Origin of the sequence: Thalassotalea loyana (genome assembly GCF_030161435.1) — a bacterium.
Classification (GTDB): domain Bacteria; phylum Pseudomonadota; class Gammaproteobacteria; order Enterobacterales; family Alteromonadaceae; genus Thalassotalea_G; species Thalassotalea_G loyana.
The window spans coordinates 23,122-49,322 of the sequence record NZ_BSSV01000008.1 but is presented as its reverse complement, the minus strand read 5'-3'; the positions used below and the strand labels follow the sequence as shown (position 1 = coordinate 49,322).

The window sequence follows — 26,201 nt, the reverse complement described above, 5'->3', positions numbered from 1 at the left end:
ATAATATAAGTTAAAACAAAATGCTGTATATAAAACAGACGTAAAGTGGTAAAACAATAATCACATGCGTACAACAATTACAATAAGAAACAAAGTACTTATCGAAGAATAGGTACTATCGCATGAACAATACCAATTGTTCCAATTGGTAAAGAATAATAATTTTCACAGGAACATAAGGTGCCTCATGAGAATAGGAATACCCAAAGAAACCACATCGGGGGAGAATCGCGTAGCAGCATCACCAACTTCAATCAAAGCGTTGATAAAGTTGGGTTTCGATGTTGTAGTTGAAAAAGGAGCGGGTCGAAAGGCAAGCTTCAATGATGCTGATCTTGTAGAAGCCGGCGCAACTATACTATCTACCGACGAAACATGGCAAAGCGATATTATTTATAAAGTTAATGCGCCGACAATCGATGAAGTCGCATTGATGAAAGATAATGCAACACTTGTCAGTTTTATCGCCCCAGCACAAAACAAAGACTTACTGGATGCGCTAGTAAACAAATCAATCAACACTTTAGCGATGGACATGGTGCCACGAATGACACGCTCGCAGTCACTCGACGCATTAAGCTCTATGGCTAACATTGCTGGTTATCGTGCAGTAGTTGAAGCAACTCACCATTTTGGCCGCTTTTTAACTGGACAGATTACCGCCGCAGGTAATTTGCCACCTGCAAAAGTGATGGTCATTGGTGCAGGTGTTGCTGGTCTAGCTGCAATCGGCACCGCTGGTAGTTTAGGTGCTGTTGTTCGTGCATTTGATACCCGACCAGAAGTAAAAGAACAAATCGAGAGTATGGGCGCTGAGTTCCTAGAACTTGATTATGAAGAAGAGGAAGATACCGGCTCTGGCGATGGCTATGCGAAAGAAATGAGCCAAGCCTTCATTGATGCGGAAATGGCATTATTTGCCGCGCAAGCTCAAGAAGTCGATATCATCATTACAACGGCAATGATTCCTGGTAAACCTGCGCCTAAATTAATTACGGCTGACATGGTTAAGTCAATGAAACCAGGCAGCATTATTGTTGATTTAGCGGCCGCTGGTGGCGGTAACTGTGAATTAACTAAGCCTGGCAAGGTGTCAACTGTTGCTGGCGTTAAGATCATAGGTTACACCGATTTAGTGTCGCGCTTACCAAATCAATCTTCAGCGTTATACGCAAATAACTTAGTTAATTTGACTAAACTTACTTGCCCTGAAAAAGATGGTGAGTTTGTTATTGATTTTGATGATCAAGTGATCAGGAATATGACGGTTGTTCATCAAGGTGAAGTCACTTTCCCACCACCACCAATTCAAGTCAGTGCAGCGCCTGCTCAACCGAAAGCGAAGCCTGAGGTTAAAGTAGAGGAAAGCGAGGCTGTCACTGAAAAAGACAAGTCGAAAAAATACTGGGCGATGACGTTAGCCGCTGGTGTATTTGGTTGGATTGCAAGTGTTGCTCCTGCTGACTTTCTGTCGCACTTCACGGTGTTCGTATTAGCTTGTGTTGTTGGCTACTACGTTGTTTGGAACGTTAGTCATTCGTTGCATACACCATTGATGAGTGTGACCAATGCAATATCAGGCATCATTATTGTTGGAGCGCTCCTTCAGGTAGGGAATGATAGTTTGCTGATTCAAGTGTTATCGGCCTTTGCCATTCTAATTGCCACGATTAATATCGTGGGTGGTTTTGTGGTAACAGACCGCATGTTGAAGATGTTCAGGAAGTAGGGGAGCACAATGGAAATTTCTCAAGGTTTAATTACCGCAGCATACATTGTGGCTGCCTTATTGTTTATTTTCAGCTTAAGTGGCTTGAGTAAACAAGAAACTGCACAAGAAGGTAACTGGTACGGCATCGTTGGTATGGCTATCGCTTTACTTGCGACGATCGCTGATCCTCGCGTTGACAATGTTGGGGTGATTATTGTTGCCATGCTCATTGGTGGCACAGTTGGCTTAAAGCTGGCTAAAAAAGTTGAAATGACGCAAATGCCTGAGCTGGTTGCTATTTTACATAGCTTCGTAGGTTTGGCAGCAGTATTAGTGGGTTATAACAGCTACTTTGAAATGAAAGATAGTATGCAAGTCACGTTAACTGACGCCCAGCACGTTGCTCATAACATTCATATGGTTGAAGTCTTTTTAGGTGTATTCATTGGTGCAGTAACCTTTACGGGGTCAGTTGTTGCTTTTGGTAAGTTAAGAGGCGTTATTAACTCTGCAGCGCTAATGTTGCCACATCGCCACAAGATGAATTTGGCAGCTGGCGTTATCAGCTTTTTATTGATGATTAGCTTTGTTAATCAAGGTGGTGCGAATACACCACTATTTATTATGACGCTAATTGCATTGGTATTTGGTTGGCACCTAGTAGCATCAATTGGTGGCGCTGATATGCCAGTGGTTGTCTCAATGCTTAACTCATACTCAGGCTGGGCAGCTGCCGCAGCAGGCTTTATGTTGAGCAATGACTTATTGATTATTACAGGTGCATTAGTTGGCTCGTCAGGCGCTATTCTTTCATACATCATGTGTAAGGCAATGAACCGCTCGTTCATTAGTGTAATAGCTGGTGGCTTTGGTACTGACGTCAAGGTGGATACTGACACTGATTATGGTGAACACGTTGAAATTCAAGCAGATGGTGTGGCTGAGCAATTAAAGAATGCTAAATCCGTGATTATCACGCCTGGCTATGGTATGGCGGTAGCGCAAGCGCAGTACCCTGTGCATGAATTAACCCAAAAGCTTAAATCGATGGGTGTTGAAGTACGATTTGGTATTCATCCGGTAGCTGGTCGTTTGCCAGGTCACATGAATGTACTGCTTGCTGAAGCAAAAGTGCCATATGACATTGTCTTAGGCATGGAAGAAATCAATGACGATTTCCCTGAAACTGATGTTGTGTTAGTTATTGGTGCCAATGACACGGTGAACCCAGCAGCAGCTGAAGATCCGAGTAGCCCGATTGCTGGTATGCCAGTATTAGAGGTGTGGAATGCTAAAAACGTTGTTGTGTTTAAGCGTTCAATGAATACAGGTTATGCTGGTGTGCAGAACCCACTGTTCTTTAAAGACAATACTCAAATGTTATTTGGTGATGCCAAATCTTCAGTAGAAGAAATTAGTAAAGCACTCTAACGTGATATCAATATTAAAAAAGCCCGCATGATGCGGGCTTTTTTATGCGTACTACATCAATAGCTAGTAAAAAAATTTATCAGTTATAACAACTTGGCTACATACCTCGGCAAAAATTTTGTTATGGTAGGGGGATATAAGCAAGTTAGGTTTTATTATGATTGAACAATGGGTTAATACCATTAACGGGTATTTATGGAATGAAATATTAATTTACGTACTAATCGGTTGTGGTATTTGGTTTAGTTATAGATTAAGAGGCATTCAATTTACTCGTTTCGGTCATATGTTTTCTGTCCTGAAAATGAGCACAAAAGCTTCTAGCCAAGGTATTTCTTCATTTCAAGCACTATGTACTACATTAGCTGCGCGAGTCGGTACCGGTAACTTAATGGGCGTAGCCGTTGCAATTACATTGGGTGGCGCAGGTGCCGTTTTTTGGATGTGGGTGATTGCCTTTTTAGGGATGGCGACGGCATTTGTTGAGAGTGCTTTAGGTCAACTTTACAAAGAAAAAGATGAGAAGGGTGAGTTTAGAGGTGGTCCAGCGTATTACATGCGCAAAGGCCTTAATAGCAAAGCGATGGCGATTACCTTTTCTCTGTGCTTGTTCTTTGGCTATGGATTCGTCTTTAGTGCTGTACAGGCAAACTCTATTGCCCAAGCATTTGAAGGTTCCTTTGGTTTTGAACCACTACATACCGGTATCGTTATTACCATTGTCGCCACGGCAATTATTTTAGGTGGTTTACGTCAAATCGCACGCTTTGCTGAGATAACTGTTCCTTTTATGGGCGTGGCTTATGTACTTGTTGTCGGAGCTGTCCTTGTGCTGAATATCGACCAAGTACCTGCGGTATTTTATAGCATTATTGCTTCTGCATTTGGTTTCGAAGAGGTTGCTGGTGGTGTTTTTGGCGCAGCGCTTCAAGGTATTAAACGTGGTTTGTATTCCAATGAGGCAGGTATGGGTAGTTCACCAAATGCCGCAGCTGCAGCTGTACCTTATCCGCCACACCCAGTATCACAAGGTTTTATTCAAATGTTGGCGGTATTTTTCGATACCATAATCATTTGTTCGTGTACTGCATTCGTTATTTTACTGTCAAAAGATGCGATTACCTCGGCTGAAGGCATTCAATTGACCCAACAAGCATTGTCTGCGCAAGTTGGTGGTTGGGGTACTGAGTTCATTTCATTGGCAATTTTAGTGTTCGGTTTTACATCTATCGTTGCTAATTTTGCATATGCGGATAACAACTTAAAGTATATCAATCTCGATAACTTTGCTGGTCGCTGGTTCTTACGCATTGGATTTTTGGTGATGCTTGTTGTTGGCTCGCAGGCAACATTAACTCAGGTAATTGCGCTGGCTGATATGTCTGTGGCGATGATGACTCTAGTCAATGTGACGGCTATTGTGCTATTGACTAAGGCTGTTGTGTATATCACTAAAGATTATGATAAGCAGTTAGCGTCTGGGAATATCCCAACGTTTAAGGTCAGTGATGAGCAAGAACAGGATCTGAAACTGACTCAAGGTATTTGGTCAAAGTAAGAATTATTTTTTTTTGTTGAATAGGTTGCGAGTTAATTCCTAAACCGACGTTTAGGTTAAATCTTGTGATTAGCACTACACTGTTAAGACTCAATAAAAATAATTTGAGGCTTGATAATGTTACAGGTAACTTTGCAACCTAACTACGGCATTGCCATTTTAGCACCGGATGGGGCATTGACAGAGGAAGATTTTTTGGCGGCGAAAGCCATTATCGATCCTTATATTGCCGAGACTGGCGGTTTAAAGGGAGTGATGATTTACACGCAGGACTTTCCAGGCTGGGAGAGTTTTAATGCGTTGCTCACCCACTTAAGCTTTGTCAAAGAACATCATAAGTATATACGGCGGGTGGCGTTAGTCACTGACTCTGTGATGGGCAATCTTGTCACGCCATTGCTTACGCACTTTGTAAGCGCGGAGATCCAGATTTTTCCTTATGATGACGCTGAAAGTGCCAAGGCATGGTTACTTGAACAATAATAAATAAGCACTATTTTGCTGATTGTTTGTTATAATCGCGCCGATTTTCATCTAGAGGTACAAACATGAGTGTTGATGCAATTGGTTTATCAGCTGATTTATTGAAGGCAGTAAAAGCCTGTGGTTATAAAAATCTAACACCAATCCAGCAAAAATCTATCCCACAAATTCGTAGGGGTGGCGACTTGCTTGCAAGTGCTCAAACGGGTACCGGTAAAACCGCTGCGTTTTCTTTACCATTAATCGATATTATCGCTGAGAAAAAAGCTAAGGGTAATGACAATGTTAAGGTCCTTATTCTGACGCCAACACGTGAGCTCGCTCAGCAAGTTCATGAAAATATCACTGCATACACTCAATTTATGCCAATAAATGTGGGTGTAGTTTATGGTGGTGGCGCTATGCCAAGTCAAACGAAAATGTTAAAACAGGGTGTCGATATTTTGGTTGCTACACCAGGTCGTTTGTTAGAGCATACTACGCTTAGTAACGTGAGTTTGTCGGGCGTTGAACACGTGGTTTTAGATGAAGCTGACCGTATGCTAGATATGGGCTTCTTAAAAGATATTGAGCGTATTTTTGATCTCATCAAACACACGCACCAAACACTTATGTATTCAGCCACGTTTTCAAGCAAAGTGAAAACGCTAGCGAATCAAATCCTCCACACACCAAAAACCATTGAGGTTGCGAAGCAAAACTCAACATCAGGTAAAGTAAAGCAAGCCGTATATATCGTTGCGGAGTCTCGCAAGCGAGAACTCCTTTCTGAGATTATTGGTGTGAATAATTGGCAACAAGTGCTTGTATTCGCTGGTACAAAAGAAAGTGCCAATATTCTTGCCAAAGAGTTAAAACTTGATGGTATCAAAGCAGCGTTGTGTCATGGTGACAAGTCTCAAGGTGCACGTAATAAAGCGTTAGAGCAATTTGCAGAAGGAAAGGTTAGGGTGCTGGTAGCTACCGATGTGGCGGCTCGCGGTTTAGATATTCCTGATTTACCATACGTGGTGAACTTTCACTTACCATTTCTTGCCGAAGATTATGTTCATCGTGTTGGCCGTACGGGACGAGCAGGTAAAAATGGTACCGCTATTTCACTGGTTTCACCAAAAGATGAGAAGTTCTTAGCCAATATTGAAAGCTTTGTTAAGCGTAAGTTTGAACGCATTGTGTTACCTGGCTACGAGATGACGGCGGCTCAGGAAGCTGAAAATTCGACAAAAGCTTTCGAAAAATCAACACAAAACCGTTATAAAACAACACAAGCTAAAAATCGCAAAATTGCGCAAAAGCGCAAACAAACTTCTCCTAAGGCGGGCCAAACTAAAGGGCGTGGCAAACGTCGTTAATGGACTTTGCAAACGAGCAACAAATAAAAACGATGATCGGTATTCCTTTTGAATACCGGCATGCCTGCTGGTTTTGCGCAGAGCCAGCAAATCGTTTGTTTTCATTTCCTCACCATAAACACCTTGTCATTAATTGTATTCATCCAGATCTTACGTTACCCAGTTGTGATGAGTGCTATACCTTTGCTCATGGCGCAAAAGTTGATGACATTTTTGCTGTTCGCAGTAGTGTCAAACAACAACTTATTAAGCATTATCGTAAAGACTTAGCTATTGGCCTAAATTGGACGAAACAAGAGCTTGAAGAGAGTGAATTTGACGGTGGAAATTTTGAGGGATTCAAACGCAGTGCTTGGTTTATGTATGAAGTTGCAAAAGATAGAGTAAATTTTAAGTCGTGGCCTATTGAAGTCAACGGTGTGGCGATAGAGAACTTCCTAACCGATCGCGAATTCACTTTTGACGGTATGTCGTTTCCTCATGTTGATCAGGCAATTTTACACTATGCGCGCGTGTTTCGGTTAGACAGGCACTTTCTCAAGCGACTGGTGTATCAACTATCGAGTGATAAGTTTGCTCGCGCAGTGAGTATCGCGAGAATTAATATTGACGCGACAGAGCAAGAAAAATCAGCGCTACTTAAACAACTTCTTTAGTGCTAAGAATATCGCCATATAAACCGCCCACAAAATCGAGAAAGGCACTCACTTTAGGTAACTTGGCTCTATTTTTAGGATAAAGAGCAAAGACATCAATATCTTCCATTCCCCAATTGGGTAAAACATTAACTAATTGCCCTGATTGAGTATGCGGACGCGCCATGTAGTCAGGCAGTATACCAATGCCCAAACCCTCTATAATCGATTGTTTTAAAATGGAAAAATCATCAACAAGTAACCTTGGCGTACTATTTAGGATGTAAGCTTCTTTGTCGATGGAAACAAGTGCTATCTTAGTGTCATTATTAACGGCATTCATCACCAAATGTTGATGCGCCTTTAATGAATCAATTGTTGATGGCATACCATGCTTGGCGATGTAATCAGGACTGGCGTACAAACTTCGGCTAATTGAACCAAGTTTCCTAGCGATTAGAGACGAGTCATTAAGTTTGCCAATACGAATCAGTAAATCATAACCTTCTTCAATTAAGTCGACTCGGCGATTAACGAGGTTGAGTTGAACATTTAGCTCGGGGTATTGATGCATAAATGTGGCGAGAGCAGGGCGCAATATTTGTTGACCTGTTGATACTGAAGCGCCAACCTTCAAGTGTCCTTTAACAGTACTGAGGAGTTCGGAAACGCAGCTAGCAGCTAGATCCAACTCTTCATGGATACGCTTACAATGCATAAGGTAGCGCTTGCCTGCTTCTGTTAAATGTTGAGATCGTGTCGAACGCTCAAGTAAGGTAATGTTTAATTGTTTCTCTAATTTCGAAACCTTACGGCTGACATTCGCTTTTGGTATGCCTAAGCGGTCTGCTGCTAGGGTGAAACTTCCTGTTTCAACAACCGCTAAGAACACCATCATGTCGTTTAAATCTTGCTCCATAGTCCCACGCTTTACCAATGTAATGATTTATTGTTGTTGAAAATGAAACTATGTTATCAATAAAGTTGCATTTATCAAGCTAATCATTGCGCTTAAGATAGTCTCATCGAATTGAAAAACGACATAAATAAGAGAGAATCACATGCAAGTATTAAGCAGAGCATCACTACCACTTGGCGGATTTGCAGGGTTAACGGAACACCGTTTTGTCATGGATAAAAGAGTATTTGGTCACAGAAAAGCACCAATGACATTTGATGGCATAGGCAACTTCGTCTATTTAGCCGACGCACAATTTAACCCTAAAGGGGAAACTCATATGCATCCCCATCGTGAGATTGATGTTATTTCAATTATGATGGATGGTCGTATTAGTCATGAAGGTTCACTTGAGCACGGGCAAAGCCTGCATGCAGGTGAAGCACAAGTTCAAAGAGCTGGTGGGGAGGGTTTTTCACACAATGAAGTAAACCCAGACAACCAAAAAAACAGAATGCTGCAACTGTGGGTTTTACCAGATGAAGCAGGCCAACGAGCTGGCTACAAGCATTACACGATAAAAGAAAATGGGGTGACACGTATTTACGGTGGTGACAAACTACAAACGGAGTATTTTGACAGTGCCACAACCATTGATATCGTGCGACTGAACACCGGTGAATCTATTTCTTTTGAGGAAGAGTTTCTCGCCTACATAAGCAAAGGTGGCGCAGAATTTTCAGACCCAAGTAATGTCTTTACGGCAATGGAAGGCGACTTACTCAGAGCGTATCAGACAAAAATTACTGCAAGCGATGACACAGAAATCGTGGTTATTAGGCAGTAGCCAGATTCATCAGTCACTGATGAATAAGACGGTCAGATTAAATGGGCATCTGACCGTCGTTATATATTTGTTTACTTGTTGATTTTGTAGCTATATTTACAACATAGCCTGATAGACTTTATTGACGACATCTATTGAAATATTGTTGTTTTGATAATTTCCAACAATGCGATGTACGGGCAAGTTTTCTTGTCTAATAAAGTTGATAAATGCTTTCGTATAGCTGGGAATGACTTTCGGAATCGTATTATCAAAGGCTATTCTCATAAAGTCAGCTTGGAAAATAATATTTTCATTTTCAAAGAAGGCAAAGCTTTGTCTCTTGGCATGCTGACTTTCTAAAACATAATATTTTACTCCATTGATAACTTGCTTGTTTTCAATAGGTTGAAATTTAAATGCATTAATGTCGTTGGCAAAGCCCGGAAATGCTTTTATGCCTTCAATTGTATATTGGTCTGCAATGACGTTGATGCCTTTGTCGGCATAAACGTTAAGGCCAGCTATATCTCTCGCTTGTGGGTGCGTCACGTAGATTCCGCTAATGGTTTTATTCGGAAACTGTGTTTTTATCAGTTTAATTGTTTTTTCAGCGAACGTGCTGTTACCTGCTGCGCCAAATACAGTAATGTTGTCGCCATGTACTTTGAACATGCTGTTTCGCCAAGCGCCTGAGTCTGTTACTAAGTACAAGTTATTAGTAAGCTCTTTCGCAACGAGAACACCATCACTTGGTAAAATTTCTGGGCCATAGCCAGCGGGTAACTTGAGTTTGGAGGCATCAACTTGATCTATCAAGGCAAATTTATCATTGAAACTGATGTAAGCAGGAACAGATTCTCCGTTGTAATACTTATTAACCGAACGTGCAAAGGTGATACCACGCGTAGTTTGATAATCGCTATAAATGTAAACTGCCTTTCTGGTAACGTTGTGTATTTTGACTAATTGGAGTGAGTCTTGAGTAAATTCATAATCAACGAGTTGGTCTGCTGAATTTTTGTGGCTCAGAATAACGCTATCATCTGTCTTGCGCAGGCTTATTGCGCTATTGATATTTGGTTCTGTGAGCAGTGGACGAATCGCCAGAAAGTCGATATTCATTCGATGATAGCCCATGAATCGGTCAAAATTCTCTAAGCCTTCGTTGAAGTATCGTTTCCCCAGGTAATTACCATTTCGCTCATAGTAATAACTGTGCGTATCGTTCTGAAATTGTGCTCTATCGAGGATTTCTCCCCCTGGACCATACAGGATATCGTTGTCGTAGAAATGTTTATTGACGGTATCTACTTCTACCATGCGCACTGACAACACACGATTTGGTATCTCGTAGTCCCAGTAATTACGAGCGCGATACTGCTTGTTATAAAAGTGGTAATTTAGGGAGTATTTTTTTATCGAAAGCGTGTCTTGATAGTGCGTTTTTAACGTGGTGACAAACTCCTCTACTTCTCCTGCCCAACTTGTTGCACACAGCAGTGAAGAGATGAACAGTAGTGATTTTACAACTGTGATCAAATAAGACAAGTGCAGCTTGATTCTATACATACCTGTATCTTCCTTTTTCCATGAAGTGGCAAGCAAACGGCCAGATGAAATGACTATAAATTAGTTTTTTATTTGTAGATCAAATAATCGATGATAGGTGTGTATTTTACGTTCAGCTACAGCTTATTCTCCACCGCAACCACTGTCACCGCCACCAGCAAAAAATCCAGAGTCACCATGAGTTTTGTTATTTGCATACATTAATAATGAATCGATATTAAAGCGAGGCCAGTTTTCAAAACAGACTTTGGCGATATCGTGGCGAAGGTGTTGGTAGTTTAGTTCGGGAAAAAACGCATCAAATTCGCTCTGCGAGCACAGCATAGCAAAAGCGTATGCCATATTATGTTCTGACTTAAATGCTTGATTAAACAATTGCTTAACGTTTTGAGCAGAGTATGCATCTTGTTTATCAAATGATTCAACCATGAGTATCGGCAGAACCCTTGCTATTTGGTTGATTGAGTTTTTATTATTTAGCATCTCGAATGTCCTTATTCTATGTTGTTGCCATTTGACCGGTTAACCGAGGCGCATAGCCCAATTACCATTGTGCTGTTTATCGCAATTTTCCTCTGTATCAAAGAGGATATGATTGGCGAGATTCTTGAGCTTGATATCCATTTTATCAAGTGCCGTCTTTATTGACGTATGAAAATAGGTTTTAGTTTCCGCATGCAGATAATCACTAAGGTTTGTATTCGTGTCAAACACACAGATGATTTTTAAACTTCTTGGAAAGTCGTCATAATTGACCACATGGGTTAACCATTCAAAACCGTTAACCTCTTCGAGTGCAGATTCACAAACGTCGGTCAGCAAAACTCGGAGTTGATTATCAATTTTTTTGTCGGTCTTTCGCATATATTCATTGGATGGGTATTAAAAACAGTTGGCGCTAATGTAGCCTTGAATTACGTTGATGCCAACTGTTTTTATACGGCTCGTTATTCGTTTTATTAATGATCTAGGCTAATCGGTAAGTAGATGTCGGTTCTCAAGCGCGACGCTGCTACTTGTTCAGGATCATCAAGATAATGAAAAAGTATTGGCGCATTTTCAACACGTGTATCGTGTTGGCCTAACGCGTATTGATATAGCTTGTCGATTGACTCATCAAGCTTATCGTAAGAGCCCGAGTGTCGAGCACGCAGGTAACTTGCTGAGGGGGATACTTTTGTCATATGCGCTTCGTTGTCCTCAAGAATTAAACCGCACTCGAACTCGGCTCCGCTAGTTATTAAATTAGGTTGGTTACCCAAGCTGAAGCCAATAATCGCGGCAACATTGCTTGGGTCGCCAGCTTGAATAAATAACTGCTCATAGATGCTGTTAAGCTGCTCGTAGGGTAGACTGGTTTGATGGGCAATATATTTAATCGGTTCAAGCTGAGTTAATTCAATACTTATTAGGCCCTTAGATTGTTCTGCTGGTATTTTAAGTTGTGCAATTGTTTCAGAAAGCTTTTCTGGGTCTTGCTGCAATTGCGTGGCGGTATGTCCTGTTTCTCGTTTAAGTGCTTTAGCTAAGGCTTGACTCGAACTATACGATGCATTCATGGCTGCCATTGTTACACTCCCGCGCTCATTCGTTAAGGTATTTGCAGCGATTGCCAGTTTGATTCTAGCAATGGTTTGCTGACATGTTTCGCCGGTGACTAGTCTGTAGATACGATGGAAATGGAATTTGGACAAGTTAGCTGCGGTTGCTATATCAGCTAACTCGGGCTGTTCGTTGTTAGATAACGATTCGACGATAAAGCTTAACGCTGTATCGATATTATGTAGGTAATACTCAGTTGTGTTGTTCATAAGTTACGCTCCTTTTTTACCTACTTTAAGTGGGTTTCTCACACGATGCGTGTCCGCTCTTGCTGTATTTCTTGAAACGACAAAGGTTATTTTAACAGTCGATAAATTAAATCGAAGAAACTTAAATGATCGCAATACGCCATAACGCCGAAAACACTATGCATAGTGCAATTCCATAATGGTTTCGTCGAATTCATCTTGTTCAACAACTTTAAAATTAAAGCGTTCAAAAAAGCGCTTCATCATGTCATGCCCTTCAACATAACAGATAGACACAGCGTTAAACCCCGTTAATTGTTTAATCTCAGCTAATATTAATTCGATTGCCGCTGTCCCGTAGCCAATGCCTTGGTAATTTTTATCTATGATTAGCTGGTCGATGAAAATTTCATTTGGCTTATTGTCTGCCAAGTTAGGATAGTATTGTATAAAGCCTATCGGTGTTCCGCTCAAGTAAACGCCTCTATTGATATAGTGATCGTAAAATTTTGAAGCCGCTATTGCTTCAGACGGCAATGCGACGTAATTTTCTTGCTCTTTAGTAATTTGTAGCTCGATCATGTCGAGCCAGTTATCTTTTGTGATGTCTCGAATTTGGATATCCATCAGTAAATCCTTTTAGTTTTTATCGTTTAAGTCGATTGGCGCGATGTGTATTTATTACAATGCAGAAGTTTGCAGTGCTTTGGTGTCTTTGTAGCCTTGGTTGAACCCTTTGAGTAAGTTTGCCCGCAAGCAGTTTAACGTTGGGTGAAAAGTGAAGACTAGCAGAGCAAAAGACTATTTTAATATCTTTAACATCAGTGACTTAGAACATCAAAAATGTGATCAATGTACCAATCGCTGAGCCAAGTGGGGGGGCTAAAATAGCTAAGTAACAAGCTAATTTGTCTCTGTGACTTTTGGGTTTTGATGACCACCATGTCTTAATAGCTGACGAGATCGTCTGATAGCAGATTGAATGTTCCATATTCATTTGGCTTTCCTTGAATAGCGTAAGTACTAATCATCTTTATACTGAGTATGATGACCAATATTGAATAAGTGGGGGATGATTGCGTGCTTTTCAACCGCAGAAAGGCTATTTTATGCCAAACAAAATCGATTTTGTTTCTGTTACACCGTTACCTCTTGTTCTGAATAGATCGTTTTACAGACTTTTACATGACACCCTTTAAGCGTACAAAGCGTTAGACTCGACGTTGACGAATCTGAACTGTGAGCCAGCTCGCCTTTGGCATTCCAGATACTATTATTACCGCAACCTTGCCACCCACCAGTTTCACTAATGTGATTAGCTAGGAGTACCGGAAACTTGTGCTTTGTTGCAATATCCGACAAGATTTTTGCATCAACTTCAAAGCCTTTATCAGTGATCAGGGCGCTTACCAAATAGATTTCTGCTTCAAGTATTTTTGCTTTTTCCGAATGCAATGGTTCGGTAAAGTCAGCACAAACCGCTAGGCCAATTTGGTGGCCTTTCACATTAAAAACATAATCACTTAGCCCGGTAGCACAGTATTCTTCTTCACCTGTATGCAGGTATTGCTTAGAGTAGAAATTGACTTTGCCATTAGGAAAGCAAATCACAGCGCCAATGGTTGGCTTAGTTAACTGTTTGAGCTTTAGTGGACACCCAGCAATGACAACCACATTGTGGTTTACAGCAGCTTGTGAGAGTGCGCCAAAATGCTCGGCTTCATCAGGAATTGCTAATTCTCTAGCAAGTTCGAGTTCATAGCCAGTTAAAGAGAGTTCGGGAAAAACAACAATGTCAGCACCTTGTTTTGAGGCTAGCTTGATCATTTCAAGGTGGTGGTAGGTATTTTTCTCTATATTTCCGTTACTGACAACGGTTTGTGCTAACCCTATTGTAATATCCATATTCAGTGCTCCTTGTTAAGTTATACCGGTGATTTGCGTATGTCGATTACTGAGCGTCTATTTTTTCCCTTTGCAATATCAAAGTTAATCGCTGCGCTAGCTCATCAGCCAAACAGTACCCGTGTGTTAGTGGTAAAGCATGATTTGCGTTATTAACATAAAATAACGTAGGAAAACCCGTTGCGCCAAGTTGCATTGCAATGTGCAAATGTTGCGTTAGCTGTTGTTGGATTTCATTCGAGTTCATAAGCGCTGCAAACAGGTTATCATCGAGTCCAATAGACTTAGCACATTCTATGAGCGTTTTATCTAATGAAGGGTTTTGTGCTTTTTGGTAATAAGCCGTTTGGATCGCTTTAACCATTGCATCAGCGCTACCTTCTATCAATGTATTTGCTGCAATTACTGCTCTACATGCTTGATATGTTGAGCGATAGGGCGTATTGATGCGCCAATAATCGTGATTGAATTCTACATCCGTTTTAGCTTCAATTTGGTGCCAATAGGCGGAAATGGTTTGTCTCATTTCCATAGTCATCGGTGAGGTGTTATCAGGCGCTAAACCGCCCATTACCCATTCAATGGTAGCAGAGGGCATGCGATTTAGTAGCGCGTCTAGTTGTGGCTGGAAGCCATAGCACCAGGCACACATAGGATCCACTACATAAATCAGTCGCATGATATTCCCTTTGCGGTATAGTTGCGTTGGCCTTGTCTCGCTATTTCGATTGGCTCAACCCGTTAGTATTTAATATGTTAACGTAAAAGCGATTATAAAGGCTAAACAAAATGCGATGATTGTTGCTTTAACCTCCAGAGTACCTATGTTAAAAAGTGGTCGAACTGAGGATGTTGCATTAGCTAAAGGTTCTTCTTGAGACGCTTGCGGTATGAGCAGGTCGGTAACATTGATGTTATAAGCAGCACAAATTGCTTTAGTTGATTCAGGTGATGCGATACCTGACTTTTCTATTCGCTGAATCGTTCTTAAACTAATATCTGCGACTTCTGCAAGATGGGATTGACTCCATGCGTGCGACTCTCTTAATTGTTTTAACTTTGTTACGTTTAATTGCATATCCATAATAGCTTCCTTATCAGTAATTTCTCGTTAATTATCTGAAGAAAGCGCCTAATTTAATACGTCATCTTTATGACATTGTAGCGTCTTGGCTATATTTTACGTGTTTTCTACATCAGGTTAGCGCTACGCTAGTTCTTAGTAAACAGGCTGGGATAAGTGAAGAGTGGTTTACACCCAAACATTATTTTCAGCGGTTAGTTCACTTTCTAAGTCGCCAGTATTTACGACACCTTTGGGTTCGATAATCATAATTTGACACTCGTTTTCTGCGAAGGGTTTATGCTCGATGCCTTTCGGGACAACAAACATTTCACCTTGATTGAGCGATACAGTCCCATCCTCAAAAGCAATCTTTAGCTCACCGTCAACAACAAGAAAAACTTCGTCAGTTTCAGGGGGATTATGCCAGACAAATTCACCCTGTACTTTGGCGAGTTTGAATTGGTAGTCGTTCATTTGTGCAATCACACGCGGAGACCAATGATCAGAAAATTTTGTGAATTTTTCTTTGAGATTGATTGCTTTATGATTCATAGCCATTCCAGATAATGAAAGTAGATGGGGTTAATCATACGATCATTGAACGCAAAAATCTTAGCTAAAGTATTTTGCCAAACAATCATTGCTGACAAAATAAAGTGAAAACTCGCCAATAATCGTTGCTAGCTGGATTATTGGCGAAATTATCAGGTCGTTACACGATACGAAAAGGTGTTCTTGGCTGTGAGACTTTTTGCTTATATAAGCCTTGATCTGCACGGTTGAAGAAATTAGCTTCATTGTCATTATTATGAAGAAATGAGAAACCAATGCTTGTACTCACATCATATTTAGCAAGCAATGAATTCATCTGAGTTTTGTGATGGATTCGTGCTTCAATGTTACTGACTGCTTTCGTATCAGCACCTTCAATAATGACGGCAAATTCATCACCACCAAAACGATAGGCAGTATCGTAATCACGGATTGAAGCCGCTAGAACACGAGAGAATTCTTTCAATACTAAGTCACCGATATGGTGTCCATGAGTATCGTTAATTTGTTTAAATTTGTTTAAATCTAAAAGCATTAGACTTAATAAATTATTATTTCGCTTCGCATGATTAATTGATTTTTTCAATTGATCGTCAAAGAAACGGCGGTTATTCAATCCGGTTAAATGATCATGCATCGCTAGCTGATTCGCTTGATGTAGCATCACTGCATTTTTAAGCGGGTATGCCAAGAAGCGATGCAATTCCTGTAGGCAATTGAAAGCTTGTGCGCTGAACTTTGTGTTTACGTGGTAGGTTAATACACCGATTAACTCTTCATTGATTTTTAATTCTATTTGCTCTTTGTGCTTACCTGGGCGACTACCTCGCATGTTTGCGATGCCATCGTGGTATTGGAAACTTAGCCCTGAAAACTCAGCATACTTCGATGCTTCCATTGCGAAGCGATTAATAAGGTTGTCAAAACACATTGTGCTTTGTAATTGTTCCACTAAATTCAACAGACGCTCTGCTGAAATTAACGTATTTTCATTAAATAGTTGAAAAGCGTTAAAGCTCGAAGACGAATTATCAATAATATTTAATGTTTGCATGCTTGCACCCCTATAACTAGCTAGCTTAGCTGGGAATATAGGTTGCAAAATTCGCGCCGTTTGTATTACTAATTATAAGTTTGTCTATTACCTTATGTTTTTTATGGGAATTTTTGCTAAGCTTAATAAAGAGACTGATAATTTTCCTCGCTCGCCATTTATCTGGCAATCAAGTATTGCCGCTGCCGTCATAATTTTGCCACGCAGAATGCGTGAATTTTAACGTTGTGCCATGATTTTTATTGTCAGTTTGATATATTGGAGCTAGGTAGCAAAGAATGTAAGGAAGCTTAGTGGGTTTATATTTAGAAGTTGTCATCATTTTAGCAAGTGCTGTTTGCTTGGTTTGGTTGTTTCGAAAACTCAATATGCCTGCCATTCTCGCTTATTTGGTTGCCGGGATGCTCGTCGGTGAGCATGGGTTGAATTTTACTCACAGTAATGTCGATTTAGAGCATTTTGCTGAATTGGGCATTGTCTTTCTGCTTTTCACACTTGGTTTAGAGTTCTCACTGCCAAAATTAATGGCAATGCGAAGGCTTGTGTTTGCTGTAGGTAGTGCTCAAGTCGCTATATCGATGCTTCTTTTCACGATTATTGCCATGTTGTTGGGACAGTCTTTTAGTAGTGCCTTTGTTATTGGTGGTGTATTAGCGCTTTCCTCAACTGCTATTGTTATTCGTCAGTTAAGTGAAACAGGTGCGATGAAGCGAAAATCTGGTCAATTGTCTGTGGCAATTCTATTGTTCCAAGACATCGCGGTAGTACCTTTACTCATTATTATTCCGTTACTCGCACAGCCAAGTGAAACGTCAATGATCTTTGCGTTGGCGTTTGCCTTAGTTAAAGGCGTGTTTGTTGTTGGGCTTCTGCTACTTGTTGGCAAATGGGTGCTACCTAGGATTTACAATTTGGTTGCCCAAGTAAGAACCGATGAATTATTTGTTCTAACAACGCTGCTTGTCACGTTAGTAGCATCATCATTGACACTATGGTTTGGCTTATCGATGGCCTTAGGTGCATTTTTAGCCGGGATGATGTTGGGTGAAAGCCAATATAAATATCAATTAGAAGCTGATATACGACCATACCGAGATATCTTACTTGGTTTGTTCTTTGTGACGGTCGGGATGAAATTTGATGTCAGTTATTTGTGGAATAACCCAGTTGATATGTTCGTTTTATTGGCCGCGTTTATGTTATGTAAAGTGGCTATTATTCACTACTTAGCTAAACGGGCAGGGGAAAATGCCAAAGACGGCCTTGCCAGCGGTATTATGCTCTCTCAAATGGGGGAGTTTGGCTTTGTTTTGATTGCTCTAGCACGTCAAGTTGATTTAATTCCAGTCGACGTTGGCTCGATTTTAATTGGCGTAGGTGTTATCTCTATGGCGATGACGCCATACTTGATTGAGAATGCGCGTGGCTGGTCAATCACGTTAACGAAAGAAAAGAAAGAAAGTTACAGCGAATTACAAGACCTTCCTGAGAAAGCTAAGCTTGAAGACCACGTGATAATTTGTGGTTTTGGGCGAGTAGGTCAAACGATAAGCCGATTCTTGAAGCAAGAGGGCATGGACTTCGTCGCGATTGATATTGATCCACTGCGAACCACTAAAGCGAGGGAAGCGGGTGAAAATATTTTATTCGGCTCATCGCGTCAAACGGAATTGCTCCACGCTGCGAAAATTGAACGTGCGAAACTTGTTGTTATTACGTTCGGTGAAGACAAGCAGTCAGCAGATGCGATTCAACGCGTAAGAGCCCTGTCACCTGATGTGCCAATCCTTGTTCGCACGCGAAATGACGATCAGCTTGAAATGTTAAAGTCTGCCGGTGCGAATGAAGTTGTGCCTGAAATACTTGAAGGAAGTTTAATGCTTGTATCACAAGTACTCTCACTATCTGGTGTATCTTTTTCTCGTATTATTCGCTTGATGCAAAAGGAACGAAAAAGCCACTATAACCATATGCATGGCTTTTTTCAGGGTGAGCAAACGGATATGAGTCAGAATGTTATCGAACAACGAGAGTTCGCTCACGGCATAACCTTGACTGAGAATTCCTATGCGGTGGGTAAGTCGATTCGAGATCTTAATTTTTCGTCGAAGCGTATCGACATTTTAACGTTGCGCCAAGGAGATGGCGAAATTGATTTGCCGGACGAAGATATCGTATTACAAAATCAAGATACGTTAGTAATCCGCGGTAAGCCAAGAAGAGTCGAATGGGCTGAGCACTTTATTCATGAAGGTGAATAACGGCTTTGTTATCAAGCGTTGATATTTCTAATAACCCATTTGTTCGTCCAGAACTATCGGCTTTAGTTAATGGTTTACGCTGGATTCGAAATCCTGATAATAACTATCCAATTCGGGGAATGCACCGTTAGGTATAAATTAACGGCTTGTAGCTGCACTTGGGCGGCAAGCCTTTAATTTATTGCTCGGGCATAACAGAAGAGTGGTGTTCAATAATTTTCCATTGAGAATCGATTTTTTTGTACACGAAACTATAGCGAGCCTGGGCAGTTGAACCGTCGTCAAAACTAAAGGCATAAACGCCGGAGTTAATCGCGATTGTGTCGATAACTCTAATGTTTTCCTCTAGAAGTTCGCCAATAGGTCCGCGAGGTAGAAATAGGGCAAAATAGTCTTCAATTTCGGCGTGATTATGACGAACAATATTAGATATCGTTGGGAGAAGTGTTGCATCGCTCGCGTATAGCGCTGTTACGACCTTTGGGTCTCGAGTTTGAATCGCATTATTCCATTGAGTGAATAAATCACTTACTTCACTTGTATTCATTAAGTCCCTCTGATGGTTGTTTGGTGCAAAAAAATGTCGTTCTTCATTGAACGACATTTTTTGTTTTATTGCTAGAAATAAAAGTATTTAATTACTTTTTAAAACCTTTATTTATCAATAAAGCATCAGTTGACGGTGCACGACCTCTAAACGCTTTGTATGCTTCTTCGTAATTTAGTGTATCACCTGTACTAAATACAAAGTTGTATAGCTTTTGCGATGTTTCTTTATCAAAAATGTTACCTGCTTCGACAAAGGCATTAAAACCATCAGAATCTAAAATTTCTGACCACATGTAAGCGTAATATGCTGAGTCGTAACCACCGGCGAAAATATGGCCGAAGTGTGTACTACGGTGACGCATGATGATTTCTTCTGGCTTACCGTAGTCGCCTAAGATCTTGTCTTCGAATGCACGAACATCGATCTTATCAACTTCAGTCATTTTGTGGTATGCCATATCAACTAACGCTGATGCAGTGTATTCCACCGTCGCAAAACCTTGGTTAAATGTTGCCGCAGCTTTGATGCGCTCAAGCAATGCTTCAGGCATAGGCTCATTCGTTTCATAGTGACGAGCAAATTGCTTTAACATGACTGGTTGTGCAATGTAGTGCTCGTAGAATTGAGCAGGGAACTCAACCCAGTCACGTGACACACTTGTACCAGCAAGAGTAGGGTAGGTTACATTTGACAATAAACCGTGTAATGCATGACCAAACTCATGGAATAACGTCACAGCATCAGAGTAGCTCATTAATGTCGGCTGACCTTCTGCTGGTTGGTTTAAATTCATGTTGTTAATAATTAAAGGTTTTACGTCGCCAGCTAGTTTTTGCTGCGATCTAAACGCGCTCATCCATGCACCTGAACGTTTCGTTGAACGTGCGTAGTAATCACCGAAGAATAAACCAATTGAATTACCGTTTGCGTCTTTTACTTCCCACACACGCACAACATCGTTGTAAACAGGGATATCTGTACGCTCAGTAAACGTTAGACCGAATAATTGCTTAGCTACATAGAACTTTGCTTCAATCATATTGTTTAATTCAAAGTACTGAGCAATTTCGCCTTGGTCTAGGTCAAACTTCGCTTTTCTTACTTTTTCTGCGTAGAAGCGCCAATCCCAAGCGGCTAACTCATGGTCAGCACCGTCAGCTTTCATTTGCTCTAAGATCCACTCACGCTCTACTTGTGCTTGTGCAACGGCAGGCTTCCAAACTTTCATTAGTAGATCCATTGCAGCTTCTGGAGAAGATGCCATGGTATTTGAAAGTACGTAATCAGAGTGATGCTTGTAACCTAATAATTTAGCACGCTCAGAACGCAACTTAACGATTTCTTCTACGTTTGCTTTGTTATCATATTCGTTGTCATTGTCACCACGCAATGCCCAACCATTGAATGCTTGTTCACGCAGGTCACGACGCTCAGAGAACTGTAGGAAAGGCTCTACACTTGAACGTTGTAATGTAATTAGGTATTTGCCTTCTAGGCCTTGTGCTTTTGCACTCGCTGCTGCTGCGTCAATCATTGATTGAGACATACCAGCTAAATCACTTTCTTCAAGCACTAATTTGAAGTTACGGCTATCGTTCAGCATGTTTTGACCGAACTCAGTCGTTAAGCTAGAGATACGCTCATTAATTTCAGCATATCTTTTTTTATCTTCACCTGAAAGGTTCGCACCAGAACGAACAGATTCGTTGTATAAACGCTCAACTAGTCGAATTTGTTCGGCATTTAAGTTGCTATCATTACGTGTTTCATAGACTGCTTTTACGCGTTTGAACAGTGCTTCGTTTAACGTGATTTTACTGCTATGACGTGTAAGCTTAGGAGAGATTTCACGTTGTAATGCTTGCATTTCATCATTTGACTCAGTACCCGTTAGGTTAAAGAACACTAATGCAACGCGTGTTAAGTCAGCACCTGACAGTTCTAGCTGCTCAATCGTGTTTTTAAAGTTAGGTACGCTGTCGGCATTGGCAATTGCTTCGACTTCTTCTAAGTGAATCGCCATCGCTTTGTCAAAAGCAGGTAAAAAGTGTTCTGTTTTGATTTCACCAAATGGAGGAGCACCAAATGGTGTATTCCACGGTTTGAAAAATGGGTTTTCAGCAGTAACTTCACTAGCCTGTTTAGCTGGCGCTTCAGCTTGAACTGCAGTAGACGTAGCTTTTTCTTCTTGTTGTGAACAGCCCGTCGTCATCAGAGCAAGTGAAACAGCACTTGCCGTAGCGAGTGCAGCGAATCGTTTTTTGTACATTTTAAGTCCTATGAAACGTTAATAGTTATAATGTCGTTTTAATAGATTTAGTGAATGATTAGAATCACTTGGTTAAACATTCTAATCTCTATTGAAATGAAGTGCCATAGCCGTTGAAGCATCAGCAAAACCAGTCTCGTTAAAAACTTGTTTACCGTTAACAAAGGTTGCCATTATCTTATGGTTAAAGGTAACCCCGTTAAATGGTGTCCATTGGCAGTGATAATGTGTGTTGTCATGGCTAATAGCTGTTGTTTGGTTCGGATCAACCAACACCAAGTCCGCATAAAAACCTTCCTCAACATAACCTCGCTTGTCAATTTTATAACGAATAGCAGGGTTGTGAGATACCTTTTCGACTGCTTTTTCTAAGGTAAACGCACCGCGTTTTACTTGTCCTAAAACAGAGAGTAAGGCATGTTGAACAAGTGGCAAGCCAGCAGGTGCTTCCATGAAATCAACGCCTTTTTCCTCAAAGGTATGAGGAGCGTGGTCAGTTGCAATTATATCAATACGATCCTCATTAATCGCTTTGATTAACGCGAGTCTATCACTCTCAGCTTTGATTGCAGGGTTACATTTGATTAAATTACCTAAAGTCGGGTAATCGTCTTGATTAAACCATAAATGATGCACGCAAGCTTCTGCTGTGATTTTTTTATGGGCAATCGGGCCGGCTTCGAAAAGCGCCATTTCTTTTGCTGTTGTTAGATGTAACACATGTAAATCAGTACCATGACGCTTAGCTAAGTCAACCGCATATGAGGATGACTGGTAACAAGCCTCGGTATCCCGAATAATAGGGTGGTGAGACGGCGTAAAGTTAGAGGTGGTTAATTGCAGTTTTTCAAGGTTTTGTGCAATTACGTCACCTTTTTCACAGTGAGTAGTAATTAGCGTTGGACATTCTTTGAATATGCGCTCAAGCGCCGCAGGGTGGTCAACTAATAAGTCACCGGTTGAGGCACCCATAAATACTTTCACACCACATACCCAAGTTGGGTCTACACGTTTAATTTCTTCGATATTGTCGGGTGTAGCGCCAAGATAGAAGGAGTAGTTTGCGAGTGCATCCTTTTTGGCTATGTCATGTTTCTCTTTTAGCGCTTCAATGGTTGTTGTTGATGGTTTTACATTAGGCATTTCCATGAAGCTTGTAATTCCACCGGCAACCGCGGCTCTGGATTCTGTATAAATAGAGCCCTTATGTGTTAAACCTGGCTCCCTGAAGTGTACCTGGTCATCAATCATACCTGGCAGCAATAGCATGCCTTGGGCGTCAATAACGGTATCCGTTGCTGAAGGTGTAATATTGGAATCTATTGCGTGGATAAACTCCCCCTTTATTGCGACATCAGCTTCAATGATTTTACCATTTGTCACAACTTGGGCGTTTTTTATGATTTGCATGTGTAAGAATTCACTAATTGTTTTGTTATATTATCACAATAATATATCATTTTTATTTGGTTTTGTTCAATCCGTTGTGTGATGTTGTAACGGTTGTGAGTGGGTGGAGAGATAATGCTAACGGGAGAGGGGCATGACACTCAATATTACCATTGAGCGCCATATTTGTTTGGAAGAAACAGTATCTTTTTTACTTAGCCCCTTTATAGGCGATGAATGCTGGTGGAATTGCCGTAACAAACGCCATCGCGATGATTATCGAAATTAAAGGGGTGATAGCACCGTATGACAAGCTAGTTTCTAAAGCGACACCAAACTTTTCCAGCACGACACTTTTTGAAAGTAACAAGCCGAATTGAAGCAATAATAGGGCGGAAAGGGTGCTAACCATTGCTATTATCATGGCTTCTAATTCGATAAACCAATAGACAAAGCTAGGTCTAGCTCCCATCATGCGCATCAACGAAATCTCTTTCGAGCGCTCTTTCATCGACGCGATTAATATGGCCATTAAACCAAACAGCGCGGAAATATAAACAAGAAATGCTATGAGTCTAAGTGTGTTTTCAAGGATATTCATCGATTGCCACAATTCAGCAAGTACGACACCGGGTAGAATTGCCATTAGTGGCTCACTACGATATTGATCTATTTTACGCTTAAAGTGAAAAACCATCCCGCGAGATTTTAGCCCAATAAACGTGGCAGTAATGGATGTAGGCTGCAACTGCATTGCGATTGGTGAATCTAGTTTAGTTTTAGGTTGTATCGCTTGTTTGGCTTTTTTGCTCGGCAAATGCACTGCCTCTAAGCCCTCTAAACTGACATGTAAAGTTTGATCAACAGGTGTCCCCGTTGGCGTTAAAATACCGGTGACAGTAAAAGAAAGCTCCTCATGATGAGTAAAACTCGTACTCCCAATGCCATGTGAAAGTGTAATGTTATCGCCAATGTTATAATTTAGTCTTTTTGCGACTTCAAACCCTAGTACAACATCTAGCACATGAGCAAATTTGTTACCTTGTTGAAACGTTAGTGCTTGCTTCTCTCCATATTTAAAATGGTCAAAATAGTTGTTATTAGTACCTAACACTCGGTAACTGCGATGTGAGTCTCCCAATGCGATTGGAATCGTCCAGTTAACGGCTCTGTCTTTAGCTAGCGTGTTATAAGTTTTCCAACTCATGTTTTGAGTAGGGGACCCCATTCTAAATACAGAATATAACAATAGGTTTAAACTGCCGCTGCGACTGCCAACGATTAAATCTGTGCCTGAGACACTAGATGAAAAGCTGTTTTTGGCTTGTACACGAATATGATCGACACCGAGGATAACGACAATACTAATTGTCATTGCGATTATCGTCAGTAAAACCGATGATTTTCTATGTAGTAAGCTCTTATAGGCAAGGTTTAAAAACATGATTAAGCCCTCACAACTTTATTGATGTCTGACAGTGCTTCAATATGATCAAACTGTGTTTTTAAACGCGAATCATGGCTAACAAATATCACGGTTGGTTGTGTTTCTTGGCATACGTTTGATAGTAGCTCGATAAATTTATTTTTGGCGTTTTCATCTAAAGATGAGGTAGGCTCATCTGCCAGTAATAATTGAGGCTTGTTGATTAATGCACGGGCAATTCCTATGCGTTGCTGTTGCCCTATACTTAGCTCAGTAATTGGCCGATACCAGTCACTCTCCTTAACCGACAGTTTATTCAGTAGTGTTTTCGCATCAGTTTCATGGCGACTCATTTTTGATTTTCCTGCCAGGTAGGAGGCAAGGTTAATATTATCAATTGCACTAAGGTAATCGATTAGGTTGAATGCTTGAAACATGTAACCAATATTGTTCGCTCTAAAAATATCTCTTTGCTTAGTCGACATCTTATCTATGCGTTCACCCAGGATAGTGACTTCACCTGATGTGGGGAGTCTTAAGCCACTAAGAATATTTAGCAATGTTGTTTTTCCGCTGCCTGATGCAGCGTGCAAGAAACATTTTTGCTGAGCATTTAATTGCCAATGTGGAATATCTAAAACTAAATTATTTGGCTGGCTTACATAGGAAAATTGGAGATTGGTTATTTCTATCGACATAAAGACTATCTATAAAATACGATTGAGCTATGTTATAACATAACTAGTTATCACGCGGAATTCTTTATCAATCATTGTTATTGGTTGTTTCGCATAAATTATTTCCCGAATTTGGGTGAGTTTTATTGGAGCGTTTATGCGACAGTTGTTTATCGCGCTATTTGCTTTATCGTTATTTGCATGTGAAAAACAATCAGTTAATCAAGCGACAGATTCGACGGTGAACGTTGAACAGTCAAAAGTTAGTAAATCCCGCGATACAAATAAGTCATTTGAAACCATCGAATGGGTGCAACTCATTCCAGCAGACGACTTAGAAATCTTATTGAATCCACCGGAATACCTCATGAATATTCCTGACGGATCGTTTGAAGACCAAATAAGTAGCTCAATTCAAAATGCTATGATAGCTCAAGATGGGTCAAATGAACGATATGAGCAGGCATTAATGTCTACACGTGTTATCCCCGAAATGGACGGAAAGGATATTAAAATTCCTGGGTTTGTCGTGCCTGTTGAAGTCAATGAAGAGCAAAAAATTACTAGCTTTTTCTTAGTGCCATTCTTTGGTGCTTGTTTGCATGCGCCACCACCGCCGCCAAATCAAATTATTTACATTGAGGCAACGGAAGGCGTTGAAATAGTTAACTTATACGATGCTGTGTGGGTATCAGGTAAGTTATCTGCCGAAATGTTTGAAGACCAGATTGCTACATCGGCTTATACGATGCAATTGGATAACTTCGAATACTTTTATGAGCCAACACCTTAGCGC

At 40.8% G+C, this 26,201-nt stretch carries 26 protein-coding genes and 1 pseudogene; 10 read left to right on the top strand and 17 right to left on the bottom strand.

Annotation, left to right across the window (positions count from 1 at the left end; translation table 11 throughout):
* Positions 1-187 precede the first annotated feature (187 nt).
* The 6 genes from QQK05_RS15980 (at position 188) to QQK05_RS15955 (ending at position 7,191) form a co-directional block, all read left to right on the top strand.
* On the top strand, positions 188-1,729 hold the full coding sequence (locus QQK05_RS15980; RefSeq protein WP_284300441.1) for a Re/Si-specific NAD(P)(+) transhydrogenase subunit alpha: 1,542 nt from the start codon (positions 188-190) through the stop codon (positions 1,727-1,729).
* Positions 1,730-1,744: 15 nt separating this feature from the next.
* The gene (pntB, locus tag QQK05_RS15975; RefSeq protein WP_284300788.1) at positions 1,745-3,142 is read left to right on the top strand and encodes a Re/Si-specific NAD(P)(+) transhydrogenase subunit beta; all 1,398 of its coding nucleotides are present in this window, start codon (positions 1,745-1,747) and stop codon (positions 3,140-3,142) included.
* Between the two features lie 157 nt (positions 3,143-3,299).
* Positions 3,300-4,700 (top strand): alanine/glycine:cation symporter family protein, encoded by a 1,401-nt coding sequence (locus QQK05_RS15970; RefSeq protein ID WP_284300438.1) that lies wholly within the window; start codon positions 3,300-3,302, stop codon positions 4,698-4,700.
* A 117-nt stretch (positions 4,701-4,817) separates the two neighbouring features.
* Complete coding sequence (locus QQK05_RS15965; RefSeq protein ID WP_284300436.1) at positions 4,818-5,183, top strand: SpoIIAA family protein; 366 nt, start codon at positions 4,818-4,820, stop codon at positions 5,181-5,183.
* Positions 5,184-5,248: 65 nt separating this feature from the next.
* Complete coding sequence (locus QQK05_RS15960) at positions 5,249-6,535, top strand: DEAD/DEAH box helicase (protein ID WP_284300434.1); 1,287 nt, start codon at positions 5,249-5,251, stop codon at positions 6,533-6,535.
* The gene (locus QQK05_RS15955; RefSeq protein ID WP_284300432.1) at positions 6,535-7,191 is read left to right on the top strand and encodes a hypothetical protein; all 657 of its coding nucleotides are present in this window, start codon (positions 6,535-6,537) and stop codon (positions 7,189-7,191) included. Before QQK05_RS15960 ends, QQK05_RS15955 begins: the two co-directional genes overlap by 1 nt.
* On the opposite strand, the gene QQK05_RS15950 is transcribed toward QQK05_RS15955, so the two are convergent.
* Positions 7,175-8,089: a LysR family transcriptional regulator gene (locus QQK05_RS15950; protein WP_284300430.1), complete on the bottom strand. Its 915-nt coding sequence runs from the start codon at positions 8,087-8,089 to the stop codon at positions 7,175-7,177. The two genes, QQK05_RS15955 and QQK05_RS15950, sit on opposite strands and share 17 nt — an antisense overlap.
* A gap of 142 nt (positions 8,090-8,231) precedes the next feature.
* Between QQK05_RS15950 and QQK05_RS15945 the strand changes: the two genes are divergently transcribed.
* On the top strand, positions 8,232-8,915 hold the full coding sequence (locus QQK05_RS15945) for a pirin family protein (RefSeq protein ID WP_284300428.1): 684 nt from the start codon (positions 8,232-8,234) through the stop codon (positions 8,913-8,915).
* Between the two features lie 96 nt (positions 8,916-9,011).
* On the opposite strand, the gene QQK05_RS15940 is transcribed toward QQK05_RS15945, so the two are convergent.
* From QQK05_RS15940 to QQK05_RS15890, 11 genes are all read right to left on the bottom strand, one after another.
* Positions 9,012-10,466, bottom strand: coding sequence for an MBL fold metallo-hydrolase (locus tag QQK05_RS15940; RefSeq protein WP_284300427.1), 1,455 nt, complete (start codon positions 10,464-10,466; stop codon positions 9,012-9,014).
* A gap of 123 nt (positions 10,467-10,589) precedes the next feature.
* Complete coding sequence (locus tag QQK05_RS15935; protein ID WP_284300425.1) at positions 10,590-10,949, bottom strand: DUF6559 family protein; 360 nt, start codon at positions 10,947-10,949, stop codon at positions 10,590-10,592.
* Between the two features lie 39 nt (positions 10,950-10,988).
* Positions 10,989-11,330 carry a Fis family transcriptional regulator gene (locus tag QQK05_RS15930; protein WP_284300423.1) on the bottom strand — a complete coding sequence of 114 codons (342 nt, stop codon included), beginning with the start codon at positions 11,328-11,330 and terminating at the stop codon, positions 10,989-10,991.
* A gap of 95 nt (positions 11,331-11,425) precedes the next feature.
* On the bottom strand, positions 11,426-12,277 hold the full coding sequence (locus QQK05_RS15925) for an AraC family transcriptional regulator (protein WP_284300421.1): 852 nt from the start codon (positions 12,275-12,277) through the stop codon (positions 11,426-11,428).
* 156 nt (positions 12,278-12,433) lie between these two features.
* Positions 12,434-12,883, bottom strand: a complete 450-nt coding sequence (locus tag QQK05_RS15920; protein WP_284300419.1) for a GNAT family N-acetyltransferase — start codon at positions 12,881-12,883, stop codon at positions 12,434-12,436.
* A gap of 202 nt (positions 12,884-13,085) precedes the next feature.
* Positions 13,086-13,253 (bottom strand): hypothetical protein, encoded by a 168-nt coding sequence (locus tag QQK05_RS15915; protein WP_284300417.1) that lies wholly within the window; start codon positions 13,251-13,253, stop codon positions 13,086-13,088.
* Between the two features lie 140 nt (positions 13,254-13,393).
* Positions 13,394-14,161, bottom strand: a complete 768-nt coding sequence (locus QQK05_RS15910; RefSeq protein WP_284300415.1) for a carbon-nitrogen hydrolase family protein — start codon at positions 14,159-14,161, stop codon at positions 13,394-13,396.
* A 46-nt stretch (positions 14,162-14,207) separates the two neighbouring features.
* Positions 14,208-14,840 carry a DsbA family protein gene (locus QQK05_RS15905; protein WP_284300414.1) on the bottom strand — a complete coding sequence of 211 codons (633 nt, stop codon included), beginning with the start codon at positions 14,838-14,840 and terminating at the stop codon, positions 14,208-14,210.
* Positions 14,841-14,909: 69 nt separating this feature from the next.
* Positions 14,910-15,245 (bottom strand): helix-turn-helix transcriptional regulator, encoded by a 336-nt coding sequence (locus tag QQK05_RS15900; RefSeq protein ID WP_284300412.1) that lies wholly within the window; start codon positions 15,243-15,245, stop codon positions 14,910-14,912.
* 168 nt (positions 15,246-15,413) lie between these two features.
* Positions 15,414-15,779 carry a cupin domain-containing protein gene (locus QQK05_RS15895; RefSeq protein ID WP_284300410.1) on the bottom strand — a complete coding sequence of 122 codons (366 nt, stop codon included), beginning with the start codon at positions 15,777-15,779 and terminating at the stop codon, positions 15,414-15,416.
* A gap of 160 nt (positions 15,780-15,939) precedes the next feature.
* Positions 15,940-16,833, bottom strand: coding sequence for a GGDEF domain-containing protein (locus QQK05_RS15890; protein ID WP_284300407.1), 894 nt, complete (start codon positions 16,831-16,833; stop codon positions 15,940-15,942).
* Between the two features lie 293 nt (positions 16,834-17,126).
* Between QQK05_RS15890 and QQK05_RS15885 the strand changes: the two genes are divergently transcribed.
* Both QQK05_RS15885 and QQK05_RS15880 read left to right on the top strand, forming a co-directional pair.
* Positions 17,127-19,094 (top strand): monovalent cation:proton antiporter family protein, encoded by a 1,968-nt coding sequence (locus tag QQK05_RS15885; RefSeq protein ID WP_284300405.1) that lies wholly within the window; start codon positions 17,127-17,129, stop codon positions 19,092-19,094.
* A 20-nt stretch (positions 19,095-19,114) separates the two neighbouring features.
* Positions 19,115-19,225: pseudogene (locus QQK05_RS15880) on the top strand (thioredoxin peroxidase); the annotation flags it as partial.
* Between the two features lie 47 nt (positions 19,226-19,272).
* On the opposite strand, the gene QQK05_RS15875 reads toward QQK05_RS15880, so the two are convergent.
* The 5 genes from QQK05_RS15875 to QQK05_RS15855 form a co-directional block, all read right to left on the bottom strand.
* Complete coding sequence (locus QQK05_RS15875; protein WP_284300403.1) at positions 19,273-19,641, bottom strand: SgcJ/EcaC family oxidoreductase; 369 nt, start codon at positions 19,639-19,641, stop codon at positions 19,273-19,275.
* Between the two features lie 91 nt (positions 19,642-19,732).
* Entirely contained in the window at positions 19,733-21,913 is a 2,181-nt protein-coding gene (locus tag QQK05_RS15870) for a M3 family metallopeptidase (protein WP_284300401.1), read from the bottom strand.
* Between the two features lie 81 nt (positions 21,914-21,994).
* Positions 21,995-23,323, bottom strand: a complete 1,329-nt coding sequence (locus QQK05_RS15865) for a dihydroorotase (protein WP_284300399.1) — start codon at positions 23,321-23,323, stop codon at positions 21,995-21,997.
* Positions 23,324-23,513: 190 nt separating this feature from the next.
* Positions 23,514-24,746 (bottom strand): ABC transporter permease, encoded by a 1,233-nt coding sequence (locus QQK05_RS15860; protein ID WP_284300397.1) that lies wholly within the window; start codon positions 24,744-24,746, stop codon positions 23,514-23,516.
* 2 nt (positions 24,747-24,748) lie between these two features.
* Positions 24,749-25,426, bottom strand: a complete 678-nt coding sequence (locus QQK05_RS15855) for an ABC transporter ATP-binding protein (protein WP_284300395.1) — start codon at positions 25,424-25,426, stop codon at positions 24,749-24,751.
* Between the two features lie 136 nt (positions 25,427-25,562).
* On the opposite strand from QQK05_RS15855, the gene QQK05_RS15850 reads away from it, so the two are divergent.
* Positions 25,563-26,198 carry a DUF3299 domain-containing protein gene (locus QQK05_RS15850; protein ID WP_284300393.1) on the top strand — a complete coding sequence of 212 codons (636 nt, stop codon included), beginning with the start codon at positions 25,563-25,565 and terminating at the stop codon, positions 26,196-26,198.
* Positions 26,199-26,201 lie beyond the last annotated feature (3 nt).

Bases quoted from the DNA above. Each gene is read 5' to 3' on its own strand.
- QQK05_RS15910 (WP_284300415.1), bottom strand. From the start codon at position 14,161: ATGGATATTACAATAGGGTTAGCACAAACCGTTGTCAGTAACGGAAAT.
- QQK05_RS15920 (WP_284300419.1), bottom strand. From the start codon at position 12,883: ATGGATATCCAAATTCGAGACATCACAAAAGATAACTGGCTCGACATG.
- QQK05_RS15905 (WP_284300414.1), bottom strand. From the start codon at position 14,840: ATGCGACTGATTTATGTAGTGGATCCTATGTGTGCCTGGTGCTATGGC.
- QQK05_RS15980 (WP_284300441.1), top strand. From the start codon at position 188: ATGAGAATAGGAATACCCAAAGAAACCACATCGGGGGAGAATCGCGTA.
- QQK05_RS15850 (WP_284300393.1), top strand. From the start codon at position 25,563: ATGCGACAGTTGTTTATCGCGCTATTTGCTTTATCGTTATTTGCATGT.
- QQK05_RS15955 (WP_284300432.1), top strand. From the start codon at position 6,535: ATGGACTTTGCAAACGAGCAACAAATAAAAACGATGATCGGTATTCCT.
- QQK05_RS15860 (WP_284300397.1), bottom strand. From the start codon at position 24,746: ATGTTTTTAAACCTTGCCTATAAGAGCTTACTACATAGAAAATCATCG.
- QQK05_RS15950 (WP_284300430.1), bottom strand. From the start codon at position 8,089: ATGGAGCAAGATTTAAACGACATGATGGTGTTCTTAGCGGTTGTTGAA.
- QQK05_RS15945 (WP_284300428.1), top strand. From the start codon at position 8,232: ATGCAAGTATTAAGCAGAGCATCACTACCACTTGGCGGATTTGCAGGG.
- QQK05_RS15915 (WP_284300417.1), bottom strand. From the start codon at position 13,253: ATGAATATGGAACATTCAATCTGCTATCAGACGATCTCGTCAGCTATT.
- QQK05_RS15925 (WP_284300421.1), bottom strand. From the start codon at position 12,277: ATGAACAACACAACTGAGTATTACCTACATAATATCGATACAGCGTTA.
- QQK05_RS15875 (WP_284300403.1), bottom strand. From the start codon at position 19,641: ATGAATACAAGTGAAGTAAGTGATTTATTCACTCAATGGAATAATGCG.
- QQK05_RS15935 (WP_284300425.1), bottom strand. From the start codon at position 10,949: ATGCTAAATAATAAAAACTCAATCAACCAAATAGCAAGGGTTCTGCCG.
- QQK05_RS15965 (WP_284300436.1), top strand. From the start codon at position 4,818: ATGTTACAGGTAACTTTGCAACCTAACTACGGCATTGCCATTTTAGCA.
- QQK05_RS15930 (WP_284300423.1), bottom strand. From the start codon at position 11,330: ATGCGAAAGACCGACAAAAAAATTGATAATCAACTCCGAGTTTTGCTG.
- QQK05_RS15900 (WP_284300412.1), bottom strand. From the start codon at position 15,245: ATGGATATGCAATTAAACGTAACAAAGTTAAAACAATTAAGAGAGTCG.
- QQK05_RS15970 (WP_284300438.1), top strand. From the start codon at position 3,300: ATGATTGAACAATGGGTTAATACCATTAACGGGTATTTATGGAATGAA.
- QQK05_RS15870 (WP_284300401.1), bottom strand. From the start codon at position 21,913: ATGTACAAAAAACGATTCGCTGCACTCGCTACGGCAAGTGCTGTTTCA.
- QQK05_RS15865 (WP_284300399.1), bottom strand. From the start codon at position 23,323: ATGCAAATCATAAAAAACGCCCAAGTTGTGACAAATGGTAAAATCATT.
- QQK05_RS15855 (WP_284300395.1), bottom strand. From the start codon at position 25,426: ATGTCGATAGAAATAACCAATCTCCAATTTTCCTATGTAAGCCAGCCA.
- QQK05_RS15895 (WP_284300410.1), bottom strand. From the start codon at position 15,779: ATGAATCATAAAGCAATCAATCTCAAAGAAAAATTCACAAAATTTTCT.
- QQK05_RS15960 (WP_284300434.1), top strand. From the start codon at position 5,249: ATGAGTGTTGATGCAATTGGTTTATCAGCTGATTTATTGAAGGCAGTA.
- QQK05_RS15940 (WP_284300427.1), bottom strand. From the start codon at position 10,466: ATGTATAGAATCAAGCTGCACTTGTCTTATTTGATCACAGTTGTAAAA.
- QQK05_RS15890 (WP_284300407.1), bottom strand. From the start codon at position 16,833: ATGCAAACATTAAATATTATTGATAATTCGTCTTCGAGCTTTAACGCT.